Origin of the sequence: Streptomyces sp. NPDC001787 (assembly GCF_040297465.1) — a bacterium.
In the GTDB taxonomy this organism is placed as follows: domain Bacteria; phylum Actinomycetota; class Actinomycetes; order Streptomycetales; family Streptomycetaceae; genus Streptomyces.
In genome coordinates, this window is sequence record NZ_JBEOZE010000008.1 from 267,586 (window position 1) to 292,087 (window position 24,502).

The following is a 24,502-nucleotide window of genomic DNA, read 5'->3' on the forward strand; positions in this document are numbered from 1 at the left end:
ACCGGCCACCATGCACCCCGCCCCAGAATGGAGACCAGATGCCTCCCATCGAACCGGAACGCGTCGACGAGCTACGCTCCCGCATCGCAGCAGCCGCCCGTACGATCACCATCAGACTCGGCCCCAACGCTCTTGCGATGGCCTCGGCACAGCAGCCGATCCGCCTATCAGGAGGTGAGGCCGACATGGTGGCTTCCGCCGTCGTTGACGTACTCGCACAGGAAATGCTGCTCGCTCACCAGGAGTGGGAGCGCAGTGGAGTGTCCCTACGCTCGTGTTTGGTACCTGGCTGCCTCCGCCAGTTCGACATGATCGCCTCCCTCTCCGGTGCGCCTCCAGAACGCGAGGACTGGTCAAGTGATGGCTGGCTCCAGCACCGGCCGCTGAGCGGTCACGCGTGCCCCGAGCATGCGCAGGCTCTTTGGACATCGGGCAGGCACATCCCGAACTGGCACCACCACAGCGACGACGACACTCGTCTGCTCTGTGCCTGCGGGTGGGAATCCGGCAAGGTCCAGTTCCGGGGCCACGGCGTCACGCTGTGGCAGGCGCACGCACTCGAGATTCTGAACAAGGACCCGGGCGACACGGTCAGCACGGCGCAGACCTCGATGACGGCGGAGCAGCTCGCTGAGCTCGCCGTCAGTGCCCAGCGGCGGGGCCCCGGGCTGGCAGCCGGCCGGACCAAGGAGCAGCTTGCCGCCGTAATGCCGGGCTTCATGCGCGACGCCGTGGACGCCCATGTGCCGGGTCTGGCCGCACTGCGGGCCGTCGCCGACGCGGCCCGTGACCGGTACGAGCGTGGGCTGATTGCCTGGCTGGAGACCCTGGACTGAGATCTTCCGCCGCCCGTCACCGTCAGACGGGCGGCGGCGTACCCCCTGGCCGTCGGCCTGTCCAACGACCAGGGGCCTGTGCCCCTGCGGTATCGCCCTCCGCCTGCGCCGGGCCGTCGCAGGACTCGCGGGCACTCACGGATCTGCTGCGCCCCATCCCAGAATCCGTGATCGTCGGCCATGGACCGCTCGGGTCCCATAAGGACGCCCGTAGGTTCCTTCGGAGAGGATGGGGTTGTGAGCTTCCCTGCACCACCCTGCGCAGAGTGCGTTGAGCCGCTTCAGTACGACGTGGAGATCCGCCGCTTCGTCTGCGGCAACGTCCAGTGCTCAGCGCTGGGCATGGAAGTCCCTATTTGGCGCGCTTTGCAACAGTCCGGGCTCGCTGCTTCGGTCCCGCCCGGGCTGCCCCGCCCGGTCCACAAGGGCCTGCCGGTGCCCTGGGTCGCTCCCCGGACCGCGGACTACGTCTTATGGCTCGCCCTCGATGGGGCACGCTGCGCCCTCGCGCACAACCGGTGGCTCTGCCAGGTGTGCGGCGATGAGCTGCCCGAGGAGGCGTGGGTACTGGCCACCCCTGAGGGCCAGGTGCTCCAAGCCGCGCTGCACGCCAAGTGCAAGGACTTGGCGCTGGAGTTCTGCCCTCACTTGTCCAGTGGCGACACCCGCGCCGTCCCGATGCTGGTCTCCCGGGACGAGCTCTCGGCCGATGGTCATCCGCTGAGGGACGCGGCCCCTTCGGACCCGTTCTTCCTCCAGCAGTGGCAGGTCACGAGGTAGTTCAGTTGGCTGGCCATCAGCCTCGTGTACCTGGTGCAATCGGCACGGAGATTCGCGACGGATGGGGTTCCGTCGTGGTCCGGCAGCAGTCTTCCGGCGTCCGACTTCCCGACCACGCCGGAGCCCGCAATGCCGCACAACATCACCTTCGCTTCCCACTGCCCGGAAACCGCAGCACGGCAGGTATGGGCAGCTTCACTCTCACGGGCCGAGCAGCACGCCGCCCGCTACCTGACCGCCGCCTTTCCTGATCTTGAAGTCAGTCGCTCTGGCGGTCCGGCGGAACAGCCCGGCCTGTCGTTCGAGCGTGCCGGCTGCGGGAGCGTGTTCGTGACCACCCACTCCGAGCGGGCCACCCTTCGCGCCGACGGCCTGCACTGGGAACTGTGGAGCGCCGCCGTTTCTGCCCTGCACGGCGGCGAGCACTTCGTCCTGGTCGACGCCGACGGCAGTGATGTCGAAGAGCCCCGAGCTGCCGCGCCGGGCTCGTACACCGACACCTCAGACGAGGACTCGCTGCTGATCCGGGACGACGGCACAGCGGACGTGAGGTTCTTCGAGCTGAGCATCGACGAGATGGCCCACGTCCTCGCCGCGCTCCGAGACGGCCTTGGCCGCCTCTGTCAGCGCCGGTGCACCCGCTGCCATCTGCCGCAGTGGCGGCACTCGGCTCGCCGCAGCGGTGAGCACGTGGTCTGTGGCTCCTTCACGCTGGCCTGCGCCGACTGCCTGCCGCATGCGGATGCCGAGGAGTGCGCCCAGGCCCGCATCGGGCAGCCCTGCACCCGCCAAGCCACGCGCGCACGGGCCTCCCGTGCACGGGGCGGAGAGGACGTTCTGGCGTCCCTTCTGGGGACGTTCAACGGCTGGGACCTGGCTGCTCTCGCCCACACCGCCGTGGAGCTGTTCGGCACGCACGGCGACGTCAACGACGAACTGAGCGAAACCCAGAAGGACGTGCTGGAGCGCGCCGCCACGTTCTTCGACGAGATCAGCGAGCCCATGTAGAACACCCTCCGTGCCGGGCCCCGGACTGTCAGCGCAGCCAGGGGCTCGGCGCCCGCGCCGCAGAGGAAGACGCTCTTGTCGACCCTGGGATGCGACGGGCTCCCGGCCGGCCCCATCCCGGCGCTGCGGTTCCTTGCGTAGGGCGGGAGCACCGCTCCCAGACCACAACCCTCGGCGCCTCGAATCGGCTCTGCAGAGCGGGACTGTCCGCTACCGAGGCCACGATGGGTCTCCGTCGGCCGGCGGAAGCCTTTGCCACACGGAAGGTCAAGCATGCTCGCACCGACACTGGCTGCCGCCCTGGACCCCGCCACCCCACCACGATGAGAAGACCCGGAGATCGAGAAGCACCCATCGCTGTTCCTGCTGAGCAGATTCCGCAGGGCTGTTACTGGTGGACCGACCCGGACGGGGCACTGTGCCTGCTACCAGGGTGTCTAGCCCGGATCAACGACCCCGACGCCGCCTGCACCTGCAGAACCCTCGCCTCCCGCCTGACCAGGGCCGAAGAACGCCTGACGGAAGCCGCGGAGCGGGAATCGTATGCGAGTACCTGGTGGGCCGCGCTGCGGGCGGCGGTGGACGCGCATCCAGCGCGGGACGAGATCCTCCGCGATGCGCGGCGCCGGGCCGGCCGTTGACGCGCTGTCCCGTCTGAAACCGGCGAGAACGCCGGCACCCGCGTGTGGGCCGTGGCGGTGCGGGCCTTCGAGCCGAAATTCGCGAGCGTGAGGACCATCGCGGTTCCGGGGCGCAGGCTCAGCCCGTCAACCCCACCCGCCAGCGCCGCACGGACGATCCGTGCGGCGCTGGCTCCGCACTGCCGGACGGGTCCTGAACCGCGTCCAGAAAGGTCCGTGCCCATGTCGGTCATCGAGACCACGATCAGCAGCACCGCCGCCTACCGCCAGGCCCTGGCCACCATCCAGAAGGCATCTGGTGCCTACGCGACCGGCGAGAGCCCGCTGGACGACGCCACCTTCGACCGGCTGCGGGACCAGCTGGTGGCATGGGAGGAGAACCACCCGGAGGACGTGGCGGCGAACTCCCCCTCCGGCAAGGTCGCTGACGGGGCGGTCCCTGCGGGTGAGGTCCCGCACACGGTGCCCATGCAGTCCCTGGACAAGGTGAACACGCCCGCCAAGCTGCTGGCCTGGGAGGCGTCGCTCCAGCGGCGTCTGGGCGGCCCGGTCACCGGCGGCTATGTCGTGGACGTGAAGCTGGACGGCTTCGCGGTCGCCGCGCGGTACCAGAGCGGTCGCCTGGTCAAGCTCGTCGGACGTGGTGACGGCCGTCAGGGCGAGGACTGGAGCCATGCCATCGGCTCGATCGCCGGTCTCCCCCAGCAGCTGGACCGGCCGCTGACCTTCGAGGTCAGGGGAGAGGTCCTCTTCACCCACAAGCAGTTCGAACGGGCCAAGGAGGTGCGCGCCCAGCACGGCGGGGACGCGTTCGCCAACGCCCGCAACGCCGCCGCTGGCACCATCCGGGCGAGGAACAGGGCCTACGCCCTGGAGATGACGTTCTTCGCCTTCCAGGCCGTCGAGCTGCCGGGCGGCGAGGTGTTCGCCCATACCTCGCACGCCGACCTGATGAAGTGGGTCGCCGACACCGGAATACAGACCACGGAGGCCACCCCGCCGAAGGCCCACGTCGTCGCGACGATGGCCGAGGTACAGAAGCAGGTCGCGGCGATCGCTGTGATGCGCCCCAGTCTGCCCTTCGACATCGACGGCGTGGTCATCCGCGCGAACAGCCGCGCCGAGCAGACCACCGCAGGTAGCGGATCGCGGCACCCCCACTACAGCGTCGCCTACAAGCTGCCCAGTCTGGAGCGAATGACCAAGCTCCTGGACGTGGTCTGGGCCGTGGGCAAGACCGGCATCCTCGCTCCCCGGGCCGTGCTGGAGGAAGTCGAGATCGACGGCAGCATGGTCACCTCCGCAACCCTGCACAACCCCTCGGAAATCACCCGTATTGGGCTTATGAAGGGAGATGCGGTCTACGTCCGGAAGGCCAACGACATCATCCCGCAGGTGGTCGGGCCAGTGACCCACCTGCGCACCGGGACCGAGGAGACGATCACCTTCCCCGCGTCCTGCCCGGTGTGCGGTGGGAAGATCAACACCGACAAGGGCCGCTGGACCTGCGATGAGACGGCGAACAATGGCGGCTCCTGCGGACTCCCCGCCGCCCTGCTGTACGCCGCAGGACGCGAGCAGTTCGACATCGACGGTCTCGGCCCGGCGGTGATCGGCAACCTCGTCGAGGCTGGTCTGGTGCGCGATGTCGGCGACCTGTTCCACCTCACCCTGGATCAGCTCACCGAGGCGACCCGGGGCAGCGGTGAGGCGTCGAACCTGCTGGAGCAGATCACGGCGGCGAAGGACCGCCCGCTGGAGAAGGTGCTGGCAGCGCTGGGCATCGCGGGTACCGGAGTGGAACTCTCCGAACGACTCGCCGCTCACTTCCGGTCGATGGACGCATTCGTCACGGCCGACACCCAGGTGCTCATGGAGGTGGACGGCATCGGGGTCAAGAAGGCCGAGCTGATCGCCCGGCAGCTTCCCCGGGTCGCTGCGGTGGTCAAGAAGCTCGCCACGGCAGGCGTGAAGCTGGCGGCCGATCTTCAGTCCGCCCCCGTGAGCGGCCCGCTCGCAGGCAAGACGGTCGTCGTCACCGGCACGATGACGGGGCCGCTCGCTGCCTACGACCGCGCCGCGATGAACCAGCTGATCAAGGACGCGGGCGGCAAGCCCGGCCGCGACGTGACCTCCAAGACCCACCTGCTGGTCGTCGGGGAGCGGGCTGGAGGCAAGCTCGCCAAGGCCGAGAAGCACAAGATCGAGGTGATGAACGAGGAGGCGTTCGCCATCCTGGTCGCTCAGTTCACCAGCTGACCCGATCGGTCGTACATCCAGCGGAGCCCGCTCTCAGTGAGAGCGGGCTCCGCGTCCTTCCCGTTCCGGCCCTCTGCTGCACCGGGCGGGGCCTCACGTGCCGGCCGCCGCAGCCCCCGGCGGCCGCTCCTGTGCCCGTCGGCAGGCCCGCGCGCACAGGAGGCTCTGGGCGTCCGCGACCGCCGACGAGACCAGACACTCCGACCAAGAAAGACGATCATGAAGCACACGTATCTGTACCCCCTGCCGGACGATGCGCTCTTCCTGTGGAGGGCTGGCCGCCAGAGCGCGACCGACCTCTTCGGCGTCCCAGCGGACAGCCCCGACATGTGGACGAGGCTGGTCGCGCTGGACGAGCAGCTGGGGGAAGCACGTGAGACCGTCGCGCGGCTGATCGAGGACGCAGACCGCGTCTGTCTGGGGCAGCGGTACGCCATTCCTGGGTCCATCGACCCGCAGATCGCCGACATCGAAGAAGACGTCCACGCCTCCACCCGAACGGTGACCTGCCTTCTCTGGGACGCGCCGCTCCTGGACCCGTCGCTGCGCACCGTGGTGCTCACCGCACTCGGACTGCCGGATGCCGAAGTGCCCGGACGAGACCCCGCCGCGGACATCACCCGGTTCCTTCAGACCCATGAGCACCAGCGGCTCATCCCGTTCTGGATGTGACCGGCTGTCGCCACACTGCCCGCGCCCGGTTTACGACCGGCGAAGCGCTCTGCCCCTGAACAGCCCTCGCTGCTGCTGCCCCCCTCGGTGGACCGAGAGGGGGCAGCAGGCACCTTCGATCAGAAGCGGCGTTCTCACCTGCACGCTGTCCGGCTGTTACGCCGATCTCCCCAGCTCTTGAGCCCTCCCGATGCCACCTCACTGGGCAATCCTCGCTAACCGTCGCTATTCGTCGCATCTGCTCATAAGTTCAGCACTTCTCTCTCGAGCAGCCATTCGCCGCCAGTTGCCCGAGGCCTACGAGCACGTCCAGACCTGACTAACCGCTTCCACGAGGAATCACACGATGAGCATCGCTGCACGCACCCGGTACACCGGGGGCACCCGGACCGCTGGGTGCCTCCGGCTGCTCACTCTCCCGTTCCGGACGGCCTACCGGCTGTTCCGCCCGAGCCGCCAGGACCGGATATCGGACCCGGCCATCACGGCCGCGCAGGTCGCACGGACCGCTGTCGGCGGAGCGGCCACACTGTGGCTGATCCGGTCCTACCCCCTCCAGGAGTCGGCGGCCGATGTCGCGGCGGACCAGGTGCTCGAGTTGTTCCTCAGTGCTGGTGTTCTGCTCGTCGCGGGCCCCATCGCTCTGGCCTGCTTCGTCCTGTCCGCGCGGCCTTCCGTGCGCGCCGTCTACTGCCGGCGTCTTGCCGGGCCGGCCGCGGGGTTCGCTGCGCTGCTCGGATCGGCAGTGGGACTGTGGTTCCTGCTTCTGGGCGGCGCTATGCAGGTGACCCAGGCGCTTGGCGGTCTGCCGATCGTCGGCGCGCTCGTCTCCACGGCGGGGGTACTGTTCGGCGTTCCCTTCGGTGCCGCAGCCGTGGTGCTGAGCGTGCACTACACCTTCCGCGTCGGTGACGTCTCAGAGGTCCTGCCGCCCTTGCTCTCACCCGTGCTGGTCTGGTCCCTGTTCGTCGTCCAGGCCTTGGACGGCCCGCCGGTGGTTGCCCCTCCGGCGGTGCACGCGCTGTTCGTGGCCGGCCCTCCGGTGTCCGTGACGTTGTTGTCGGTGTGGGAGCTCCAGCGCCTGCGTACGCGGCACCACCTGACGATCCGCCGGGCCCTGGGGCGGAGCACCCCATTCTCCTGCTGAGGCCCAGCGGCCGCAGGGGCGCCGGGGCCTCAGGCGGAGGCGAGCTGTCCACCGGCACGGCCTGACGAAAGAAGCGGCCGGTAGGGCACGACGGGAGCGGGATTCGCGCGCATGCGGCGATCGGGCGGGGTCCGCCACACAGTCAGGGCGTCAACACGCAGGTCAGGAGCTTCTCCGCCTGCTCCCTCCCCACTACGCCCAGGGACGTCACGATGGCCGCGATCCCCCAGCCGCCCACCAGGCAGTGCACCCGATACAACAAGGACGGCTCACGCTGTGCCGCGAAGACCTCGATGGCTGACGGCTGGTGCCGGTCCTGCGACGGGTTCGGCCGCCCGCGAGCGGCCCAGCCGGAGGCAAAGCCCGACCTGAGGCAGGAGACACGCTGGCGGGAGACCAGCGATCGTCCGCTCGAGTCCGACGAGGCGTACGAGGTGTCGATCTCCAACGCGGCCCTCAACCACTTCATCGACGCGCACGGAGGGGATCGCCGGGCGGCAGAGGCGCAGATACGCTCGCTGCTCGAAGATCTGCTCGCCGTCGACGCCCGCCCGGCGCTGCGGCATCCCGAGACCGGCCGGTGGCGGCTCCGTACCCAGCGGGACAAGTTCTCGGTCACCCTCAGCAGGGACGCCGCCGTCGTCACCGGCTACAAGGCCCGTCACGTGGATCGGACCTACGCCCAGGTCAAGGCTGGCGTCTCCAGCCGGGTGGCGTCTCCTCGTCGCGAGAGGAAGAAGTGGTTCCTGGCCTTGCAGACCGAGCTGCCCTTCGGCATGGGCGTGATGACCGCGCGGCTCTTCGCGCGCCTGGAGCTCGGGGTCGAGATGACCGAGGAGAACGCCACCGAGGTGATCGAGCAGATGCAGGACTACATGGCACGGGCGGGTGTCTCGCTGCCCACCCAGGAAGGCGAGTCCCGCGTCACCGACTTGGCGGGGCTGGAGTGGACCTTCGAGGTGCTTCCGGAGCAGCGCCCGTACCTCGTGCACATCTCATGGGGCACTGAAGGGTAGCGGGCGGGCGGGCGCGCCCTAAGCCGTGTCGCGGAGGACCGGGGCCCGGCGCCGGGGCGCCGGGCTAGGGCTATACGGAGCGGGTTGCCGTCTCGGGCTGGTTCTCCAGTGTCACGGCGGCGGCCCGGAGGTCGACTGGTAGCTCCTCGTCGCACCAGTACTGCGTGCCGGTCATCCGTCCGTTGCTCCGGGTGATGCGCCAGATCGGCAGGACGTCACAGAATCCGCTCGGGTCACGGACACGGTCGAAGACCGACCCGCAGATCTCGTGACCGGGGTAGCCGGCCCGCTCCGGAGGCAGCGGCCAGCCCGAGGGGCACAGCGACAGCCTCATCGTGTACCGCTTCCGCTTGAATCCGGGGACAACAGCCCCCTTCCACTCCAAGGTGGTCACATCCAGCGGGGTGCGGAGCGCGGGCTGCAGCCGGTAGACCTCGCCCTCCGTAACGACTCGGCGCTCCTCGACGAGAACCCGGGCTGCGGCTTCGATGACGTCCGCGGTGACTTCCTCGCGCGTTGCGTGATCGACGCGTTCGCGGAAGTACGGGTCGGCCTGGATCTCGGCCAGCGCCGCGCCGTCGGGGTGTTCGGTCAGCCAGCGGCACAGCAGCCAGGCTGCATGTCGGACGACCTCTGGTTGGTCGCGAGCGGCATACCGGGTGATCGCTGTGGTCATGAGCGAACGGTAGAGGTCCGGGGAGCCACCGACCGTACGCCGGCGCTGGAGCTCCCGAGCCGTGCCTGTCCTGGGCGGTGTCCGGTCTTCAAGTCAGAGTGCACTGCCGCGGACACGCGTTGACGGCACCGGTCGGATGCCGACATGCCGTCTGCCGCAGCAGCTTGCTCCGGACGTAGAGAGGGACCCGTATGGCTACGCATGTCACCGAACCGCTTGACCAGGAGGAGCGGGCAAGCCGGTGGGGCGTGGAACCGCACGTGCCCATCGACCTGTCGCCGACCCGGATCTTCCTCATTCTGCTCAAGGTGGGGCTCGTCTACGGAGCGGCCTGTTGGGCGTGGGAGTACGCCCGACGCAGTGGGCTGGCCGAGACGATTCACCAGCCCGTGGTCGCGTACCTACGGTCGAACAGCACGGCGCTGCCGATGACGGCCGGTGACCTCGTCGACTGGTGGATGGGCATGGGCGCCGGGGCCCTTCTGACGAGCGCTGTCCTGCGGTCATGGCCCGCGCGTCTGCTCTGGTGCTGCTGGGGTGCCTGGTCGATAGCGATGGTCTCGGCCGGCACTCCGCAGGATGCGCGCGCGGTGGCCGTCGGTGTGGCCACGCTGGCCTGGGCGGCCGTCTCCGTCGTCGCGCTGCGCGGCCGCGGCTAGGACGCCACTCCCTTCGAGTGCGGGACGTGGGCACCCAAGTCCCGCACCATCCTGGAGCCGTGAGTCGCTACAGTCGCTGAGCATCTCCCGGCCCGGGCCCGGTGGAGGGCATGGGCTCGCCCATCAGCCATGCGTAGGCAGCTTCTACCGCGTTCGCAGAGTGCGCGAACCGGTCGCCGGGTTGGAAGTGACGGTCGGCCAGTGCCTCCCAGCCTCCGGCGTGCGCGGCCGCTGCCTGGAAGGCGCGGGCCACACTGCCGGCGACTTCGACGTACAGGTCGGCCTCGGGCGTGACCCACTGGTCGACGATGGTCATCACCTCCTGCATCGCCTGCTTGTCGAGGCGCCGGTCCTTGTCCGCCAGGTCCACGCCCAGGCCCCAGATGAGGCTGCGCATGGCCTGGGTCTCCCAGGTGTCATCGCCTCCGGCGTACAGACGGCTGCTCTGGCGCCGCTCGGACCGTTCGTACTCCTGGTCAGCGTGCTGTCGGGCGAGGTGGTAGAGCGCAACGAGCAAGGAAGCCGTTGCCCTGGTGCCGGCTGCGGCGAGCGCGTAGCGCAGTCGGTCGAGGTCCTCCTGCGGGACGGGTACGACGGTGCGCAGCGGGCCCCGTTCGGCATCCAGGTCAGCAAGGCTCTGTGGTTCTCCTCCGTCGCTCTGCAGGAGGGTGTTGGAGTACCGGGCGGGTCCGACCGCGAACCAGCCGACGTCCTGGCTGTCGACGACTCGGAACGGGTACTCCCCGGCCTCGTCCAGTTCACCGTCGACAGGGTGAAGCTCGATCAGGCAGGGATGAGCTTCAGTGGTCAGCGCGTCGGGCTTCCCCTGCTGAACGGCCACGATCTGCTGACCCGTCTCCGGGGGCAGGGCCTGGACGGAGACGTGCCGCTCGGTGATCCGTGGGTGCTCGTTCACGAGGGCGGTCAGGATCGCGGTGCTGGCGTCTCGGAGGAAGGCGTGCAGGGTCTCGGCGCTCCAGCGTCGGCGCGCGGAGACCCGCACCAGGAGCATCGCCGGCTTGTGGCCGGTCAGCGGAGGCATGCCCGCTTCGCGCGTCGGCCGCGGGCCGTACACCTCGGCCCTGGCTCGGTACCAGCCTTCGTGAGAGATCAGATAGTCGCAGGCGTCGGCGATCAGTTGCGCCGCGTCGAGGCCGCCATGGCCGCGCGGCAGTATGGCCACCACCATCAGCGGAGCCGTGAACAGCTCCCCACTGTCCGCCTGCCCCAGTGGGTCGGGCGCCATCGGAACACCGGCAGGGGGTCGCCGGCCGGCATCGGGCACGGTCCACTGCTCCAGCGCGGCCGCGGCCTCGCCGTACGTACGGCCTGAAGCCGCCATCACCGCACGGATCTTCAGCTTGCGAGTGCGGTCCTTCGTCATGCTCAGCTCCATGCCGCGGCGCTTCCCACGCATACGCCGCACTGGAGTTCTGTGCAGGACGGCTTCGACCAGGAGCACGCGATTCCTCGAACCTTGCTCCGCCTTTCGGAGACCGGGCGTGGGCCGCCTCTCCTGGGAGCTCCGGCGTTCGTGCACGCCGCTCCGGGAGGCTACCGCACTGCTGGCATCAAAGAGCGGCTGGAACGACGAAGGGGCGCCCTCTGCAAGAGGACGCCCTTGTCGCGGGGGTATGGCGTCACGCGCATGGTCACCGTCGCGGGGTGCCTGTGCGGTCCGGTCAGCTGAGGAGCAGGAGGAACCCGGTGATCACTGAGACTCCGCCGAGGAGCAGGGCCAGGGGCGATCCGGCCACGACGCCGTACCCTGCCGCGCCGAGGCCGCACAGTGTGGCGATCACGGCGATGGTGACGGTGAGGGCGCCGGTGCCGGCTTTCAGACGCCGGATCTCGGTTGCCATCCCGTCGGTTTCGTCGCGGTAGAGCCGGTAGGCCTCGCTGTCCTTGTCGTAGGAACGGACCATCTCGGATCGGCGTTCGATCTCGTGGCGCAGTGCGGAGATCCGCCGTTGTCGCCAGCCGGCCAGCCTCAGAAGCGCTAAGCCAGCAAGGGCTGTCAGAGCGATGGCGGCTTGCCCGGCGTCGTGCATCGATTCCAAGTGGTCCCCCAAGTGGACTGGTCAGCGCAGTGTCTGCGCGTGCGTTCGAGCGCGTTGTAGGTGCCCGGTGAGTTCCCGAGCGGTGGTGGTCGCCTGTGAAAGAGCTCCCGTGGCGGTGTCCGCGCGCGGCCCTGCGTGGGTGTGCAGGGCCGCGCCGAGAAGCTCGGTGACGGCAGGCAGAGCAGCGGCGATCCGCCCGAGCTCATGTGCGCTGGTCACCGCGAGGCGGGTGTGCTGCCAGGCGGCCGTTCCGCGGTTCAACTCGCGGACCAGACGCTCGAGAGCGTCCGCCGACTGGCGGAGATGGATGGTGGGGTTGTGGGTCGTCATACCGGCATCCTGCCGATCCCGGCGCTTGCGTGGTGGTCACTGGCGCGATCTGTTGATCTCCTCCTGGATGTCCTGGAATTGGTATGCGGTGGGCTTGTTCGGGCGGTCGGTGAGTCGCACGGTCGGGATCGTGAGTGCTGCCTTCTTCAGCTCGGCCTGCAGGGTGCGTCCCACCATGGCCAACCGGTCGGTCCGGTCATCCCAGCGTCCCCACGTGGCGACGTCGGCGGCCCGCAGGTGGCTGTGGAGCTCGTCGACGGTCATCTGCGCCGGCCATCCCTCGCTTTCGAAGGCGTCCAGCAGGAGCTGGGCGATGCGGGGAACGGGCTTGCGGGTCGCGTCGCCTGTGGTGACGGCGTCCAAGGAGGGCAGCCCGACGTTGAGGCGCTCCTTGGCCCGCAGGAGTGCCGTGCCGGCGTCGAGGTGGGGGCAGTAGCGGAGGATCGGCGCCCGGTGTCTGGGGGTCAGGCAGTAGAAGCGTCCCGCGTCGGCGATGTCCCACTCCCCCGGGCTGGGAACCAGGAGGTGCGGTAGCCAGCCTGCGGAGATCGCGCTCCTGTCTCCGACGACGATCGGCACGTCGTCCATGCGGCAGGGCAGCATCACGCGGATCCCGAAGGAGTCGGCGACGGCGTCACCCATGATGTCGCTGGTCGCGTCCTGGGTGCAGATCACCAGGGTGATCCTGGCTTTCCGGCCGATCCTGATGAGGGCGAGGGCGTGCTCCTTGGCCTTCTTCGACAGCTTGGAGTACTCGTCGAGGAAAGCAATCAGGGCGGGCTCTTCGTCGGTGACGACCCAGTTGTCCTCGCCTTCGCCGAGGGCGGCGATACGGTTCTCGGCGTAGCGGACCAGGTCGGCCAGCGCGGCCTCGATCTCCTCCTCGGTGTAGGCGGTCCGGTCGGCCAGGCCTCGTAGAGGTCCGAGTCCGCGGCCGGTCGGGTCGAGGTCCCAGACCACGGCGTCGGAGCAGGCGGTGGCGTATTCGGCGAGGGTGCGGACCATCGCTGACTTGCCGCCGCCGGACTTGGCCACGATGAGGATGTGCTGGCCGGCGAGGATGACGTCCGTGGGCTCGCCGTCGATGCTGATGCCGATGGAGACGGGCTTGAGGATCGAGCACGACAACGGGTTCCGCAGCGGGAAGGCCGGCGGGTTGGCGAAGGGGTCATCGGTGAGGACCCGGACCATCACCTCTGCGCTGTCGTTGGGGTTGTATCCCCCCTGGGCCATGGTGCGGCCCTGCCCGACGCGCAATGCGACATCGAGTTTCGGCAGCAGGCGGACAATGTCCGCCGGAGTACCGGAGTTGAGAACGGCAATGGCCTGCCAGCCGTAGGCGAGGCGGGATGCATCCGTGACCTGTGCGATATCGGCATCGACGGAAAGAGCACGGAAAAGGCATTCCTCGACCTGCTCCGCATTCTCGGCCTGCCGGATCGGGAACGGCTTCCCGTCATCCCCTGCAACAGGTTCTTCCGCGGGTTCGATTTCCCCGGGCAGTTCGGCGTAGGGAAACATCAGGTGCGGCAGCGCGGGGGCCAGCGTCGTGCGGACGCGTCCCTGTACCCACAGGACGGTGGCGGTGGCCGCCGCCAGGACGAGATCCGTGACCACGACCGGGCCGGTGAACAGCGTGAGCCCGAGACCGTCCACCACGGTGAGCCCCACGGCCGTGGCGTGGAAGCGGCGGGCGCGCCGTCGGCGTATCTGACCGCGTCCCACGGTGACGGCTACGGGCGTCGGCATGGCGGGCTCGAACTCCACCATCTCGACCTTCGCTTGGAACTTGGCCCACTTCTCGATCGCGTTCGCGGTGGCCGGGGTGGGCCCAGGGCCGCGGCCTTGCAGCATCAGCTGCATCTGGCGCTTGTTGTGCGCTTCCAGGCGGCTGATCTGGGCCCGGGCGAGGCCAGTCTTCTTGCGTTGGGCCGTCTGCCACAGGCGGTACTGGGTGTTGAGGAGGTCGCGGGCGACGTGCGCGTCGGTGAGGTCCTTGGTGGTTCGCCAGCGCCTGAGCTCACCGGCCGTGTGGCGGGCACCGGTGGCGAGCACCTTGGCCTCGCGGGTGGCCAGCCGTCGAGCCAGGTGCAGCAGCATGCGGACGTACGGAGTGGTGTCCGGGACCTCTTCGTCCTGGGTGGTGGCCGGGCCGGGGTGGGTGTCCTCGAGGAGTTCGGCGTCGACGATCTCGTTTTCGTCAGCGGGGCGGGTCATCGTGGTTTTCTGCCGTTCTCAGTGCTTCAGGGAGGGGGTATGCCTGCGACCTGTCTGGCCCGTTTCAGCAGGTCAGGGCCTGTTCTGGGACCTGTCTGGCACCTGGCCGGGTGCAGGTGCCAGACAGGTCGATTCCAAGCCGCAGACAGGTCCTTGGACGGCTCAGGCCGAGTTGAGGAGGAGGTTTCCGACCGTGTTGCCGCTGGTGGTGATCAGTCCGATGGCGCTGCCGATCAGACCGCCACCGATTCCGAGGAACACACCGGTGAGTGCTCCTCGGACGAGGGAGCCGGTGACGTCTGCACGGCCTGACTTGATCAGCCCGGCGTAGAAGCAGACGAGGACAAGGCCCGTGACGACACCGCCGAGGCCGACCTTCTCGGCGCCGGTGGCGGCCGGCTTCTGGCCGGTCACGTCGATCTCGGCTGCTCCCGCAAGCACGTACGATCCGACCCCGTCACCGAGGGCCGCTGCGGCTCCGCCCATGGCGCCGAGGATTCCGCCACCGAGGAACAGCAGGACGCCGATGGTCAAGCCGAGGAAGTAGTGGATCTTGGGGGTCGGGTCGCCGCCCTTCCACCGGCCCGCCTGGTAGGCCAGCAGGGCGATGCCGATGATGACGGTGCCGGTCCCGCCGAGTGCTGCTCCGGTGGTGTTCATGCTGGTCAGACTCCGAATAGATAGTGAAGAACGGGGCGGTGGTAGCCGATGACGAGAGCGATGAGGAGGAACCAGAGGGTGCTGGTGACGGCTACGCGCAGCAGGTAGCCGAGACCCGGTGTTCTCCATGCGAGCCGGACGAGTCCGCCCAGGGGGGTCTTCGTGAGGATCAGGCCGATGACCAGGGCGGGAAGGGCCCGGCCGAGGAGGTACCAGGGGTCGTCGGCCACCGCGGTGATGACGTTGGCGATGAGCAAGGCGGGGACGTTGAGCGGGAGCCGCATCCACTGGAAGTTCAGCGGAATGTGGGTCTTCCAGCCCCATGCGGTGGCTCGCTGCCGGACGGCGATTTCGGTGGCGGTGCGAGCTTCGGTGTAGACGTCGGCCAGCTCGTCGCGCGTCTCGTCGTAGGCGCGCATCACTCCGTCGCTGACGGAGTGCCAGTCGATCCCCCGCTCGTCTTCCGGCGCGTTCTTGCTGCTCACAGGCGCACCCCGCAGGCGATCAGCCGCTGGCGAATGCGCTCCTCGTTGGGGTCCCAGACGCTGAGGTCGGGAACGACCGTCAGGTGGCGTTGCTGGGGAAGAGCGCTGAGCAGGGAGGGACGGGAGGGGGTGGGTTCCGAACGGCGGGGCGCTCGAGGCAGTGGGATACGGATGGACATGGGCGCGTGCCTCCAAGCGGTAAGGAGGGAGCGGGCCCGGGATGCCTGTTGGCACAACTGGGCCTGCTGGCGGCGGCGGGTAGCGGGGTGCCCGGGGCACGGGCGAGCACCAGGGCGTGCTGTGGGAAGCGACGCGGGGCGCTGGATGAGGTGGCGGCCGGGGCGGCTCACCTCATCCGCGAATCGTACATACGTTCGGCAAGCCGGGCGCGGGCTACTCCCCTTCGGCCGGTTCAGGGTCGGGGAGCCGGCCGGTCTCCTGGAGCAGTTCCTTGGCCCGCTTCCAGGAGCAGTTGACGGCGTTGGCTACGTAGTTCGGACTGAGGGTGGGCTGGTCGGGGTCGAGCGCCTCCACCGCCGCGATCAGTTCGTCGCGGGTGCGTCGGCCCCCCGACTTGCCTTTGGCGGCGTCGGGTGTCGGACCCGATCGGGGGGCCAGCTCGGCGTCCTCCGTCGGGGCCGACGCGGGTGCAGTCGGGGTGCTGGTCGGGCTGCCCGACGTGGCGTCGGGGGTGACCGGCACGTCGATGCGGGCCGATCGGGTGCCGTCGCTTGCGGCGTTGATCGGGTGGCGGACCGAGCTGGTCGGCCGACGCGGATTCAGCGGATCGGGGTTGCCGGCGGGCTGCGGCGGGGGTGACGGCTCTTCTGCCCGATCGGGTTCGTTTCCGCTGGTGAGACCGCTGATCGGGGTGTGGTCGGGGTGCCCGATCGGTACGTCGTCGGGGGTGGCGTTCGGGCCGGGGCGGGCGTGGTCAGGGTCGGGCGTCGGGGCCGACGCAGCCAAGTCGGGCAGCGGCATCGGCCCGATCATCGGGGCGGAATCGGGGGTCGGCATCTGCCCGATCATCGGGGTGAGATCGGGGTCGGGTTCCGGCGTCGGGGCCGACGCAGCGGGGTCGGGGGTCGGCGTCGGCCCGATCTTCGGGGCGGAGTCGGGGGCCGGCGTCGGCCCCATCATCGGGGTGAGACCGGGTCGGCCCGATGATCGGGTTTGGGCGTCGGCCCCGATGATCGGGGTGGCCGGTCGGGGGGCATGATCGGGGTGCCGCGTCGGGGGCAGGGAATCGTCGTCGGGGTGGACGCCCGTCGGGGTGCCCGATCGGGGGCGTGCGGTCGCGAGGTGGAGAGGCACCGCGGCTTCTCCCTCGATGAGCGCCTCCGTGAGCGCGTGCAGTCCGACGTGATCCCCGAGGCTCATTCCGTCCGGCGGCTGGATCGCCCCGTATCGGACGGCAGTGATGAGGGTGGTGCGGGCACGCCACTCGGACCAACGCGTGGAAGGGCCACGGCGTCGGCGCGGGTTCCGGCGGTTGGTCCGGCTTCCGGTGACACTGCCGTGCCGCCGGCGCTTGGCGTTGGCGATGTGACGGGCGACCTTGGCGAGACGGAAGTCGCGGTCCAGCGCGCCGAGGTCGGCGGTGTGCGGAGCGGCCAGCCCGAGGCGTACGAGGAGCCGCCGCAGGGTGATGAGCGAGTGAACCTTCTCTACGCCGGTCGCACGCCGTTCCGGAGCGAGGCCTCGTTCCCAGAGGAAGCCCGCGATGACGGGTGCTGCCAGACGTGCCAGCACCGCCACGAAGACTTCGCCCGCGCTCAGGCCGTTGTGGTCGGCGACGGCCACTTCGATCGAGGCGAGGATCGCGGAGACGGTGACCGCGACCCACATGGCGATCCCGTCGGCTCCGGAGGGTTCGCCGGCCAGGATGTTCGCCCGGGCCCGGATCCCGGAGATGATGATGGTGCCCTCGACCATCCCGACGGCGATGAGTGCGCCGAGGTTGACCCAGTCAGTGGGAACTCCGGCGAGTTTCACGCTGTTCTGGGCGATCGGCCACATTCCGAGGAGCGCGGCGAAGGTGGCGATGCTGGCGAAGATATAGGTGCCGATATCGGCTACTCGCCTCGCCCGGTGAACGCGAAGAGTCCTTTCTCGCTCTTCGCGATTTCTGCGCTGGTCCTCGCTTTCGTCGAGGGGGCCAGGGGTGGTGCTGCTCTTGTCGCGGGTGAGGACTTTGGAGATGCCGATGACCGCACCGAGTCCGAGGATGACGACCGCCACAAGAACCACGGGGGACGTGGCGAGGCTGGTCAGGTTGATGCCGGACACCGGCGTGCTCCTTTACTGGTGTGCGTGGGGTGTGCTCATGGGGCCGGAGCGGTATCCGCCGCCGGGTCGGGGATCCAGGGGTGGGTCACCCGGTTCGGGCAGGGGCCCCAGTGCTGGCGGTGGTTGTCGAGATCGCCGTGGTCTTCGGTGCAGTGGGCGTTCGTGCACGGCACGGCGACCATTCCGCGCCCTCGGCAGTCGGGGCAGTGGGTGGCGAGGGCTGCGCGGTACATCTCCATGCGCAGCCGGCCGACCGAGGCCCACGCTGTCGCCTCCGGGAAGTCGCCGTTCGTGATGGAGTCGAGCGCGAGGGAGTGCGCTCGGCGAGCGAGGTCGAGCAGGCGGTCAGGAGTGTGTTCGCCGCCATGGGTGGTCATCGGTGTTCATCTCCTTGGGGCGGGGCCATCAAGGCCCCGCCCCTTGTCGGGTGTTCAGGTGCGCTTGCCTCGCCTGCTGGGCTCGTCGAGCTTGCGCAGGACGCCGATGCGGCTGGCGGCCTTGGAGGCTTCGCTGCGGACGGCAGCGGTTCGGGTGGCGGTGATGTTGGCGGAGGACCGTCGGGGGCCCGGGTTGAAGTACCGGTCCCAATCCATCAGCCGCGCCTCCATCCACGGAGCCCGCGGCGGCCGGGGTCCGGCTCCCGGCGCCCGGTCTCCCGGCCGCGCTCGGACGCCTCCCAGCGGGCTCCCGCGTCGGAGGCTGCCCTTGCGTTCCTCGGCGTCCGGCCGCGGAAGGTGCTGCCGCCGGAGGATCCGTGTCGGCCGGGGTCGGAGAAACTGAAGTTCAGCGGAGCCATCACGCGCCCCTTCCGGTGAGGCGGCCGGTCTGCCACTCCGCCGCTTCGGCGGCCTGGCGCGCGTCGTCAGCGCGCCGCTTCTGCTCGGCGTACGTCATCGGCGGTCACCGCCCTTCACGCGGAAGGCGCAGGTCTCGCCGAGGGCGCAGGCGGCGCAGACCTTGGCGGCCGCCGTCTTGTCGGCGGAGTTCGGAGAGCCGTCCCCGCCGAGCCGCTCGAACAAGTCGACGCTGCTGGCACAGGCCGCGCGGCCTGCGTCGGAACGCAGAACCACGCGGGCGTTACGAAGGGGCCGACGGTTCAGAACCGCGACCTGGTTGGTAGCCATCAGACTCCCCTGAGGCCCAGGCCGAGACCGGCTCGGTCCATCCGGCGGTCGGCCTCGGCCCGGCGGATCTCGGCGGCGCGGCGGCGCTGGGCAGGGTTGAGACGCCTGGGCTTCTCGTCGTCGGGGTGAGCCGGGTGCTCGAAGGCGGCGTACCGGTCGCCTTCGGTGGCCGTAGAGTGCTGCATGTTCCGTGCTCCTCGCTGACTGAGGTGTTCGGACGGTCCCCGGGGTCTGCTCCCGGGGGGTGGAGGGCCCTTCGTCCAGCGCTGGAATCGCTGGGTGCGGAGGGCCCTTTGTGTGCCCTGAGCGGGCGCAGCTCCCGCACATCCGTGGTGGCATGCGCGGGACTGAATCCGTTCAGTTCAGCGGCCCGCCGATGAGCGGGCCGTTCGTATGCGCTCTGTGCAGTTCGGAAGCAACGTGGCTCTGAGGCCCGGCAGTTGATCTCTGCCGTCATGGAACGTAGCGCAGAAACTCACGACGTCGCAACACGACATCGTTAGTTTCTAACGCTGTCGTGAGATTTGCAGGGTGACGCGATACGCTGCGACGATGCGCGCCATGACAATGGAGCCGCCGACGATGCCCACCTACGAGCGGGAGCTCGCCGTCGGCCGCCTACGCGGAGAGTGGGGAGACGTTCTGGCGCTGTCCTGCAACGACACCCTCACCGGCCCCAGACCTCAACTCGTCTCCCGCCACAGCAGGCCCGCCGCAGTGATCGTTTCGACCGGCTGGTACGGACAAGCGCGCAACGCTCTGGGCACCGCGCCAGAGGTCCAGCTCTTCAGCTCGGACAACGCGCGGACCGAGCTGACGCGCATCCTCACGGACGTGGCAGAACACGGCCATCACATCGTGATCAAGGTGGACCGGTACGAGGTCGTCGCTTTCGTGCCCGTCTCCTGGCACCAGCTCGCCGTACAAGCGCTCGCCAACACGAGCAACGCCTCCGAGGGCTAACACGCCGGACGCCACCCGGCCCCCGAGCCGCCAGACGGAGAGCGCCAGCGGACAGCAGCTTCCGGGGGCGCCCCTCGCCAGTCCGGGTCCGCCTCCTCGAAAACGCCGCGACCGGCCGGCGGCGCGGTGGAAGATGTCCGGTGGCAGCAGCCACTTCCCGGGCTGCGCCGCGTGGAGGGGGAACGGACCATGCCACTGGACCTGAGCCGCGTAGGAACCGGGCGCAGCGAACCGCTGCTGCGGCCCCGGGACATCTACGCCGCACTGCCTCGCCGGCCGTGGCCTTACCTGCGGCATGAGCAGGGCGAGGTACTGGAGAAGTGGTTCGGGCGACGCGAACGCCGTGACGTGGTGATCAAGCAGAACACCGGCGGCGGGAAGACGGCGGTCGGGCTGCTGATCGCGCGCAGCACCCTCAACGAGGGAGTGGGAGCCGCGGTCTACCTCGCGCCCGACCGCTATCTCGCCGCGCAGGTCCGGGCGGAGGCCGAGTCGATGGGGCTGGCCGTCACCGACCGCGTCGACGACCTGGCCTTCCGGGCCGGGCAGTCCATCTTGGTGACCACCTTCCAGAAGCTGGTCAACGGGCAGTCCGTGTTCGGCGTGGTCGGTGACAGCCGGGAGAAGCTGGACGTCGGCATCGTCATCGTGGACGACGCGCACGCCGCCCTCACCACGACGGAGGCGCAGTTCCGGCTCACCGTGCCCGCCGGCCATGCCGCGTACGAGGCGCTGAGTGGTCTGTTCGCCTCCGAGCTCCAGGCGCAGTCACCCAAGGGCTGGGCGGACATCCGGGCGCACGACCACACCGCCTCGGTGCCCGTGCCGTTCTGGTCGTGGATCGCCCAGCAGCAACGGATCATGGACATCCTCCACCCGCACGCCGGGGAGGAGGGCTTCAAGTTCACCTGGCCGCTGATCGCGGATGTGCTGCACCTGTGCTCGGCGACCGTGACCAGCCAGGAGATCCAGGTCAGTCCCCCGTGTCCGCCGATCGCGATGATCCCCGCGTTCGCGGGAGCGCGTCGGCGCGTCTACCTCACGGCCACGCTCGCGGACGACAGCGTCCTCGTCACCGACCTCGACGCCGGACCGAAGGACGTGCAGCAGCCGGTGACGCCGGGCAGCGCGGCGGACCTCGGCGACCGCATGATCCTCGCGCCCATCGCTCTCAACCCTCAGCTCGACGAGGAAGCCGTCCGCCAGCTGGCCCGGCAGTTCGCCGACGGTGACCGGGACGGCGACGGCACGGCCGAAGCGCAGCCGGTCAACGTGGTGGTCCTGGTCCCCAGCACCCGGGCGGCTGCGCCGTGGCGGTCGTACGCGGACGTGGTCGTGCACGCCGGAGAGCTGCCGAGCACCGTGCGCGCTCTCAAGGACGGGCGGGTCGGACTCGTCGTCATGGTGAACAAGTACGACGGCGTCGACCTCCCACGGGAGGCCTGCGAACTGCTGATCCTCGACGGCGTACCGCGCCCGATGGACCCGACCGAACGCCGGGAGGCCGCGCTCCTGTCGGGAAGCCCCACCCTGCTGGCCCGGCAGATCCAGCGCATCGAGCAGGGCATGGGACGAGGCGTACGCGACAGCGAGGACCACTGCGCTGTACTGCTCCTGGGCAGCCAACTCGCCGTCGCTCTGCACGACCCGAAGCAGCGGGCCCTGTTCTCGCCGGCGACCCGCGCCCAGATCGACCTGAGCAGCAGCCTCGCCGAGCAGCTCACCGGCAAGGGGCTGGACGGAATCCGGGAAGCGATCGGCCTGTGCCTGAGCCGGGACCCGCAGTGGCGGGCACTGAGCCGTGAAGCACTCGCTGCCGTCCACTACGCCCCCACCGGGACCGTCCGGGACGAAGCCATCGGCGTACGCGAGGCGTTCAACCTGGCGGCGACCGGCCGCTACATCGACGCGAGCGACCGGCTGCAGAAGGCCATCGGCATGGTCAGCGACCGCGCGGTGCGAGGCTGGCTGATCGAGCAGCGTGCCGCGTACCTGCACCACGTCGAACCCGCGGCTGCGCAGAAGCTGCTCTCCAAGGCTCTGGACGACAACCCGTTCGTCCTCCGGCCGGCCGGCGGAGTCACCCCCGCCCAGCTCCGCCCCGCGGCTGTTCAGGCGGAGGCAGCGGCAGCGTTCCTGTCCGAGACGTACGCCGACGGCACCGCGTTGCTCCTGGGCGTGCAGGCGCTGCTTGAGGAAGTGGTGTGGGGAGACCCGGAGCGTTCTGACGACGCCGAGCGCGCGTGGGAAGCCCTGGGGCGCCATCTGGGGTTCGCCAGCTCCCGCCCGGAGAAGATGTACGACACCGGGCCGGACAACCTGTGGGTACTCGGCGGCGGCCGGCACGCGGTGATCGAGCTGAAGACGGGCTGTGTCGCCGAGACGATCGACAAGCACGACCTGGACCAGCTTGGTGGCAGCGTCCGCTGGGACAAGCAGGCGTACCCCGAGGTCACCCAGCAGCTCCCCGTGATCGTCCACCCCAGTCGCACGCCGCACTTCCAGGCGATCACCGTCGAAGGGATGCGGGTCGTCACCCTGGAGCGGTGGGAAGCGTTGACCACCGCGGTGCGCAGCTGGGCAGAGGCACTCACGCACGGCCAGCACCGCTGGGGCAACCCGCACGCTGTCGCCGAGCAGTTGGCCCACCACAAGCTGACCGCTGGGGCCCTGTTCTCGACGTTCGCCCAGGCGCCTGGCGCCGCAACTCCCTGAGGGCTCGCCGGATCGCGGGCCCGCCGCGCGGCGGGCGGACACGAGAGGTTTCGGGGCTCCGGGAGGACCCCACGCCGGGCGCGTTGGCGGTTCGGGGATTGAGGAACATCGCTGCCGGATCGTGCGCCTGTACGCTCCGTGATCGCAATGCCGCAGACGAGGTGCTGGTGGCCTGGTCGGGCTGCTGACGCTCACAGGCCGAACACCGTGCGGGCCTGCTGGGTGAGGGCTTGCCCGTAGCAGCCCGGATTGGGCGGGCGTGCCGACGAACGGAAACCCGGTGCGCGACGAGTGCGGCGGGGTGCAGAATCGTCGGCCATGCGGCGAACCCTCTCCCCTGACCCCGTTCCGGAGACCCAGTACTTCGAACGGGTCCTGCGCCACGACCCGAACTCGCTGACGCAGTTGATCGCGGCCACCAGTGCCAGCCTTCCGTCCGCCCGCAACCTGGGCTCCAAGGGCCTCGGCCTGTACACGCCGGGAGCCCTGCTCGACGCGGCCTGGGTCTCCCTGGCCCGCGGCCGGGACGGCCGACCCGCCGCCACCGACCGCGACCTCCAGCAGATCCTCGACCTGTACCTGGCCCTGGACGACCCGGTCACCCAAGCCCCGGAAGGCATGAAGCGCTGGGAGGGGTACCTGCAGCGGACCATCCACCAGCAGGGCCCGTGGCAGGAGGACGAGTACTCGCAGCTGAGCCGGTCCATCGCCATGCTGGAGCAGACCCCCTACCCGGACGACGCGGACAACCCGCTGGAGGTCATCCTCCCGGGCTGGGACCGCGACGTGCTCGGCTGCTCCTTGGCGGACTACCTCGGCATCGCCCACCTCGTCTGGGCCTGCGCCACCGCCCACCCGAATCCGCGCCGCCGCGGCCGGTTCGCTCTGGACTGGTACCCCGCCGAGGACTACGACCAGTTTGACGGACTCCGCTCCCCCGCCCAGATCAAGGCGGTCCTGAACCGGCACTTCGTCACCACCAAGACCAAGCTCCGTGCGGCCTTCCCGGCCGACAGCGACCCGCTCTTGCGCCGCTACACCCACAACCCGCTCCGCTCCCGCCCGCTGGTCGGCGGCGTCCCGGGCGGCTACCTCATCCCAGTGCCGGCCGCCGTGCTGGGCAAGGCCACCCCGCTCGGCCTCTACTACACCGGGGGCGACAACAACTCGGCCTGGGGCAAGGCGTTCACCAACGACCTCGGCAACCTCTTCGAGCACTACGTCGGCCGCCACCTCGACCTGCTGCCCGACGCCGAGGTCCACCCCGAGATCCGGGTCAAGATCTCCAAGAAGGTAAGCAAGAAGACGATCGACTTCTTCGTTGTTTTCCCCGACCTGGTCCTGTTGGTGGAGGTGAAGTCGTTCCGGCCAAGCGAGCAGCTGCGGCTCGGCGGGCCCGACTTCACCACGCTCCTCGCCAAGCAGTTCACGAAGCCGTTCGAGCAGATCAACAGGTCGGTCCGCCTCCTGCGCTCCGGCGAGCACCAAGAGCTCGCCGGAATCCCCACCGACCGCCGGATGCTCGGGATGGTGGTGACCATGGAGCAGTTCCACCAGATCAACACCCCAGCCCACCGCGTGGCCCTGCCCGACACCGACATCCCCGTGATGGTCACCTCCATCGCCGACCTGGAGGACGCGGTCACCATCACCGGGACCAGCCTGGCCGATCTCCTCTGCACGGCCTACGACGCCGACGCCGTGTACCTGCGCCAGCTGTTCCCCCAGTACGAGTTCCTGGAGTACAACGCTGTCCTGGAGCAGGGCTGGTCCGCAATCCCGTTCGCTCGCCCCCGCCAGCCGCGGGCCCAGGAAGCTCGTGCCGCCGAGTCCGGCAGCACCGGCTGAGACCCCGAGCCACCCGGAGTTCGGGGGTGGGGGGGGAACAGGAGCGCCCGCGGCGCGCCGCGGGGGTGGGGGACGCCCCGGGAGGAGAACCGGGGGGGGCGGGGGGGCCCCCAAAAG

24 protein-coding genes are annotated in these 24,502 nt (G+C 69.6%); 11 read left to right on the forward strand and 13 right to left on the reverse strand.

Annotated features, from left to right (window positions below; all coding sequences use genetic code 11):
• Window positions 1-38: 38 nt before the first annotated feature.
• From ABT170_RS14810 to ABT170_RS14840, 7 genes are all read left to right on the forward strand, one after another.
• Window positions 39-836, forward strand: a complete 798-nt coding sequence (locus ABT170_RS14810; RefSeq protein ID WP_351867414.1) for a hypothetical protein — start codon at window positions 39-41, stop codon at window positions 834-836.
• Window positions 837-1,367: 531 nt separating this feature from the next.
• On the forward strand, window positions 1,368-1,616 hold the full coding sequence (locus ABT170_RS14815) for a hypothetical protein (protein WP_351867416.1): 249 nt from the start codon (window positions 1,368-1,370) through the stop codon (window positions 1,614-1,616).
• A gap of 330 nt (window positions 1,617-1,946) precedes the next feature.
• On the forward strand, window positions 1,947-2,624 hold the full coding sequence (locus ABT170_RS14820; RefSeq protein WP_351867419.1) for a hypothetical protein: 678 nt from the start codon (window positions 1,947-1,949) through the stop codon (window positions 2,622-2,624).
• A gap of 863 nt (window positions 2,625-3,487) precedes the next feature.
• Window positions 3,488-5,524: an NAD-dependent DNA ligase LigA gene (ligA, locus tag ABT170_RS14825; RefSeq protein ID WP_351867422.1), complete on the forward strand. Its 2,037-nt coding sequence runs from the start codon at window positions 3,488-3,490 to the stop codon at window positions 5,522-5,524.
• A gap of 219 nt (window positions 5,525-5,743) precedes the next feature.
• On the forward strand, window positions 5,744-6,196 hold the full coding sequence (locus ABT170_RS14830) for a hypothetical protein (RefSeq protein ID WP_351867425.1): 453 nt from the start codon (window positions 5,744-5,746) through the stop codon (window positions 6,194-6,196).
• Window positions 6,197-6,542: 346 nt separating this feature from the next.
• Window positions 6,543-7,343 (forward strand): hypothetical protein, encoded by an 801-nt coding sequence (locus ABT170_RS14835; RefSeq protein WP_351867428.1) that lies wholly within the window; start codon window positions 6,543-6,545, stop codon window positions 7,341-7,343.
• 212 nt (window positions 7,344-7,555) lie between these two features.
• Window positions 7,556-8,359, forward strand: a complete 804-nt coding sequence (locus tag ABT170_RS14840) for a hypothetical protein (RefSeq protein WP_351867431.1) — start codon at window positions 7,556-7,558, stop codon at window positions 8,357-8,359.
• Between the two features lie 70 nt (window positions 8,360-8,429).
• On the opposite strand, the gene ABT170_RS14845 is transcribed toward ABT170_RS14840, so the two are convergent.
• On the reverse strand, window positions 8,430-9,035 hold the full coding sequence (locus ABT170_RS14845) for a hypothetical protein (RefSeq protein ID WP_351867434.1): 606 nt from the start codon (window positions 9,033-9,035) through the stop codon (window positions 8,430-8,432).
• Window positions 9,036-9,226: 191 nt separating this feature from the next.
• Between ABT170_RS14845 and ABT170_RS14850 the strand changes: the two genes are divergently transcribed.
• Window positions 9,227-9,694 carry a hypothetical protein gene (locus tag ABT170_RS14850; RefSeq protein ID WP_351867437.1) on the forward strand — a complete coding sequence of 156 codons (468 nt, stop codon included), beginning with the start codon at window positions 9,227-9,229 and terminating at the stop codon, window positions 9,692-9,694.
• 67 nt (window positions 9,695-9,761) lie between these two features.
• On the opposite strand, the gene ABT170_RS14855 is transcribed toward ABT170_RS14850, so the two are convergent.
• From ABT170_RS14855 to ABT170_RS14910, 12 genes are all read right to left on the reverse strand, one after another.
• Window positions 9,762-11,111, reverse strand: a complete 1,350-nt coding sequence (locus ABT170_RS14855; RefSeq protein ID WP_351867440.1) for a hypothetical protein — start codon at window positions 11,109-11,111, stop codon at window positions 9,762-9,764.
• Window positions 11,112-11,376: 265 nt separating this feature from the next.
• On the reverse strand, window positions 11,377-11,745 hold the full coding sequence (locus ABT170_RS14860; RefSeq protein ID WP_351867442.1) for a hypothetical protein: 369 nt from the start codon (window positions 11,743-11,745) through the stop codon (window positions 11,377-11,379).
• Between the two features lie 30 nt (window positions 11,746-11,775).
• A complete protein-coding gene (locus tag ABT170_RS14865) occupies window positions 11,776-12,084 on the reverse strand; it encodes a hypothetical protein (RefSeq protein ID WP_332758468.1) in 309 nt (102 codons plus the stop codon).
• 36 nt (window positions 12,085-12,120) lie between these two features.
• Complete coding sequence (locus ABT170_RS14870) at window positions 12,121-14,301, reverse strand: P-loop NTPase family protein (protein ID WP_351867445.1); 2,181 nt, start codon at window positions 14,299-14,301, stop codon at window positions 12,121-12,123.
• A 162-nt stretch (window positions 14,302-14,463) separates the two neighbouring features.
• Window positions 14,464-14,961 carry a hypothetical protein gene (locus ABT170_RS14875; RefSeq protein ID WP_332758470.1) on the reverse strand — a complete coding sequence of 166 codons (498 nt, stop codon included), beginning with the start codon at window positions 14,959-14,961 and terminating at the stop codon, window positions 14,464-14,466.
• A 5-nt stretch (window positions 14,962-14,966) separates the two neighbouring features.
• A complete protein-coding gene (locus ABT170_RS14880; RefSeq protein ID WP_351867448.1) occupies window positions 14,967-15,446 on the reverse strand; it encodes a hypothetical protein in 480 nt (159 codons plus the stop codon).
• Window positions 15,443-15,625 (reverse strand): hypothetical protein, encoded by a 183-nt coding sequence (locus ABT170_RS14885; protein WP_351867451.1) that lies wholly within the window; start codon window positions 15,623-15,625, stop codon window positions 15,443-15,445. The genes ABT170_RS14880 and ABT170_RS14885 overlap by 4 nt, the downstream gene beginning before the upstream one ends.
• Window positions 15,626-15,839: 214 nt before the next feature.
• Window positions 15,840-17,735 (reverse strand): hypothetical protein, encoded by a 1,896-nt coding sequence (locus ABT170_RS14890; RefSeq protein WP_351867454.1) that lies wholly within the window; start codon window positions 17,733-17,735, stop codon window positions 15,840-15,842.
• Window positions 17,736-17,770: 35 nt separating this feature from the next.
• A complete protein-coding gene (locus ABT170_RS14895) occupies window positions 17,771-18,112 on the reverse strand; it encodes a hypothetical protein (protein ID WP_332758473.1) in 342 nt (113 codons plus the stop codon).
• Window positions 18,113-18,166: 54 nt separating this feature from the next.
• Complete coding sequence (locus ABT170_RS14900) at window positions 18,167-18,328, reverse strand: hypothetical protein (RefSeq protein ID WP_332758474.1); 162 nt, start codon at window positions 18,326-18,328, stop codon at window positions 18,167-18,169.
• Between the two features lie 297 nt (window positions 18,329-18,625).
• Window positions 18,626-18,859 carry a hypothetical protein gene (locus tag ABT170_RS14905; RefSeq protein ID WP_351867458.1) on the reverse strand — a complete coding sequence of 78 codons (234 nt, stop codon included), beginning with the start codon at window positions 18,857-18,859 and terminating at the stop codon, window positions 18,626-18,628.
• A complete protein-coding gene (locus ABT170_RS14910; RefSeq protein ID WP_332758476.1) occupies window positions 18,859-19,044 on the reverse strand; it encodes a hypothetical protein in 186 nt (61 codons plus the stop codon). The genes ABT170_RS14905 and ABT170_RS14910 overlap by 1 nt, the downstream gene beginning before the upstream one ends.
• Window positions 19,045-19,411: 367 nt before the next feature.
• On the opposite strand from ABT170_RS14910, the gene ABT170_RS14915 reads away from it, so the two are divergent.
• From ABT170_RS14915 to ABT170_RS14925, 3 genes are all read left to right on the forward strand, one after another.
• Window positions 19,412-19,822, forward strand: coding sequence for a hypothetical protein (locus tag ABT170_RS14915; RefSeq protein WP_351867461.1), 411 nt, complete (start codon window positions 19,412-19,414; stop codon window positions 19,820-19,822).
• 189 nt (window positions 19,823-20,011) lie between these two features.
• Window positions 20,012-22,537, forward strand: coding sequence for a DEAD/DEAH box helicase (locus ABT170_RS14920; RefSeq protein WP_351867464.1), 2,526 nt, complete (start codon window positions 20,012-20,014; stop codon window positions 22,535-22,537).
• Window positions 22,538-22,855: 318 nt separating this feature from the next.
• Entirely contained in the window at window positions 22,856-24,385 is a 1,530-nt protein-coding gene (locus tag ABT170_RS14925; RefSeq protein ID WP_351867467.1) for a nuclease-related domain-containing protein, read from the forward strand.
• Window positions 24,386-24,502 lie beyond the last annotated feature (117 nt).

Excerpts from the sequence above, each read along its gene's own strand:
- ABT170_RS14810 (WP_351867414.1), top strand. The coding sequence starts at position 39 with ATGCCTCCCATCGAACCGGAACGCGTCGACGAGCTACGCTCCCGCATC.
- ABT170_RS14910 (WP_332758476.1), bottom strand. The coding sequence starts at position 19,044 with ATGCAGCACTCTACGGCCACCGAAGGCGACCGGTACGCCGCCTTCGAG.
- ABT170_RS14925 (WP_351867467.1), top strand. The coding sequence starts at position 22,856 with ATGCGGCGAACCCTCTCCCCTGACCCCGTTCCGGAGACCCAGTACTTC.
- ABT170_RS14900 (WP_332758474.1), bottom strand. The coding sequence starts at position 18,328 with ATGGATTGGGACCGGTACTTCAACCCGGGCCCCCGACGGTCCTCCGCC.
- ABT170_RS14870 (WP_351867445.1), bottom strand. The coding sequence starts at position 14,301 with ATGACCCGCCCCGCTGACGAAAACGAGATCGTCGACGCCGAACTCCTC.
- ABT170_RS14860 (WP_351867442.1), bottom strand. The coding sequence starts at position 11,745 with ATGCACGACGCCGGGCAAGCCGCCATCGCTCTGACAGCCCTTGCTGGC.
- ABT170_RS14830 (WP_351867425.1), top strand. The coding sequence starts at position 5,744 with ATGAAGCACACGTATCTGTACCCCCTGCCGGACGATGCGCTCTTCCTG.
- ABT170_RS14840 (WP_351867431.1), top strand. The coding sequence starts at position 7,556 with ATGGCCGCGATCCCCCAGCCGCCCACCAGGCAGTGCACCCGATACAAC.
- ABT170_RS14905 (WP_351867458.1), bottom strand. The coding sequence starts at position 18,859 with ATGGCTACCAACCAGGTCGCGGTTCTGAACCGTCGGCCCCTTCGTAAC.
- ABT170_RS14895 (WP_332758473.1), bottom strand. The coding sequence starts at position 18,112 with ATGACCACCCATGGCGGCGAACACACTCCTGACCGCCTGCTCGACCTC.
- ABT170_RS14865 (WP_332758468.1), bottom strand. The coding sequence starts at position 12,084 with ATGACGACCCACAACCCCACCATCCATCTCCGCCAGTCGGCGGACGCT.
- ABT170_RS14915 (WP_351867461.1), top strand. The coding sequence starts at position 19,412 with ATGCGCGCCATGACAATGGAGCCGCCGACGATGCCCACCTACGAGCGG.
- ABT170_RS14845 (WP_351867434.1), bottom strand. The coding sequence starts at position 9,035 with ATGACCACAGCGATCACCCGGTATGCCGCTCGCGACCAACCAGAGGTC.
- ABT170_RS14920 (WP_351867464.1), top strand. The coding sequence starts at position 20,012 with ATGCCACTGGACCTGAGCCGCGTAGGAACCGGGCGCAGCGAACCGCTG.
- ABT170_RS14850 (WP_351867437.1), top strand. The coding sequence starts at position 9,227 with ATGGCTACGCATGTCACCGAACCGCTTGACCAGGAGGAGCGGGCAAGC.
- ligA (WP_351867422.1), top strand. The coding sequence starts at position 3,488 with ATGTCGGTCATCGAGACCACGATCAGCAGCACCGCCGCCTACCGCCAG.
- ABT170_RS14835 (WP_351867428.1), top strand. The coding sequence starts at position 6,543 with ATGAGCATCGCTGCACGCACCCGGTACACCGGGGGCACCCGGACCGCT.
- ABT170_RS14875 (WP_332758470.1), bottom strand. The coding sequence starts at position 14,961 with ATGAACACCACCGGAGCAGCACTCGGCGGGACCGGCACCGTCATCATC.
- ABT170_RS14885 (WP_351867451.1), bottom strand. The coding sequence starts at position 15,625 with ATGTCCATCCGTATCCCACTGCCTCGAGCGCCCCGCCGTTCGGAACCC.
- ABT170_RS14855 (WP_351867440.1), bottom strand. The coding sequence starts at position 11,111 with ATGCGTGGGAAGCGCCGCGGCATGGAGCTGAGCATGACGAAGGACCGC.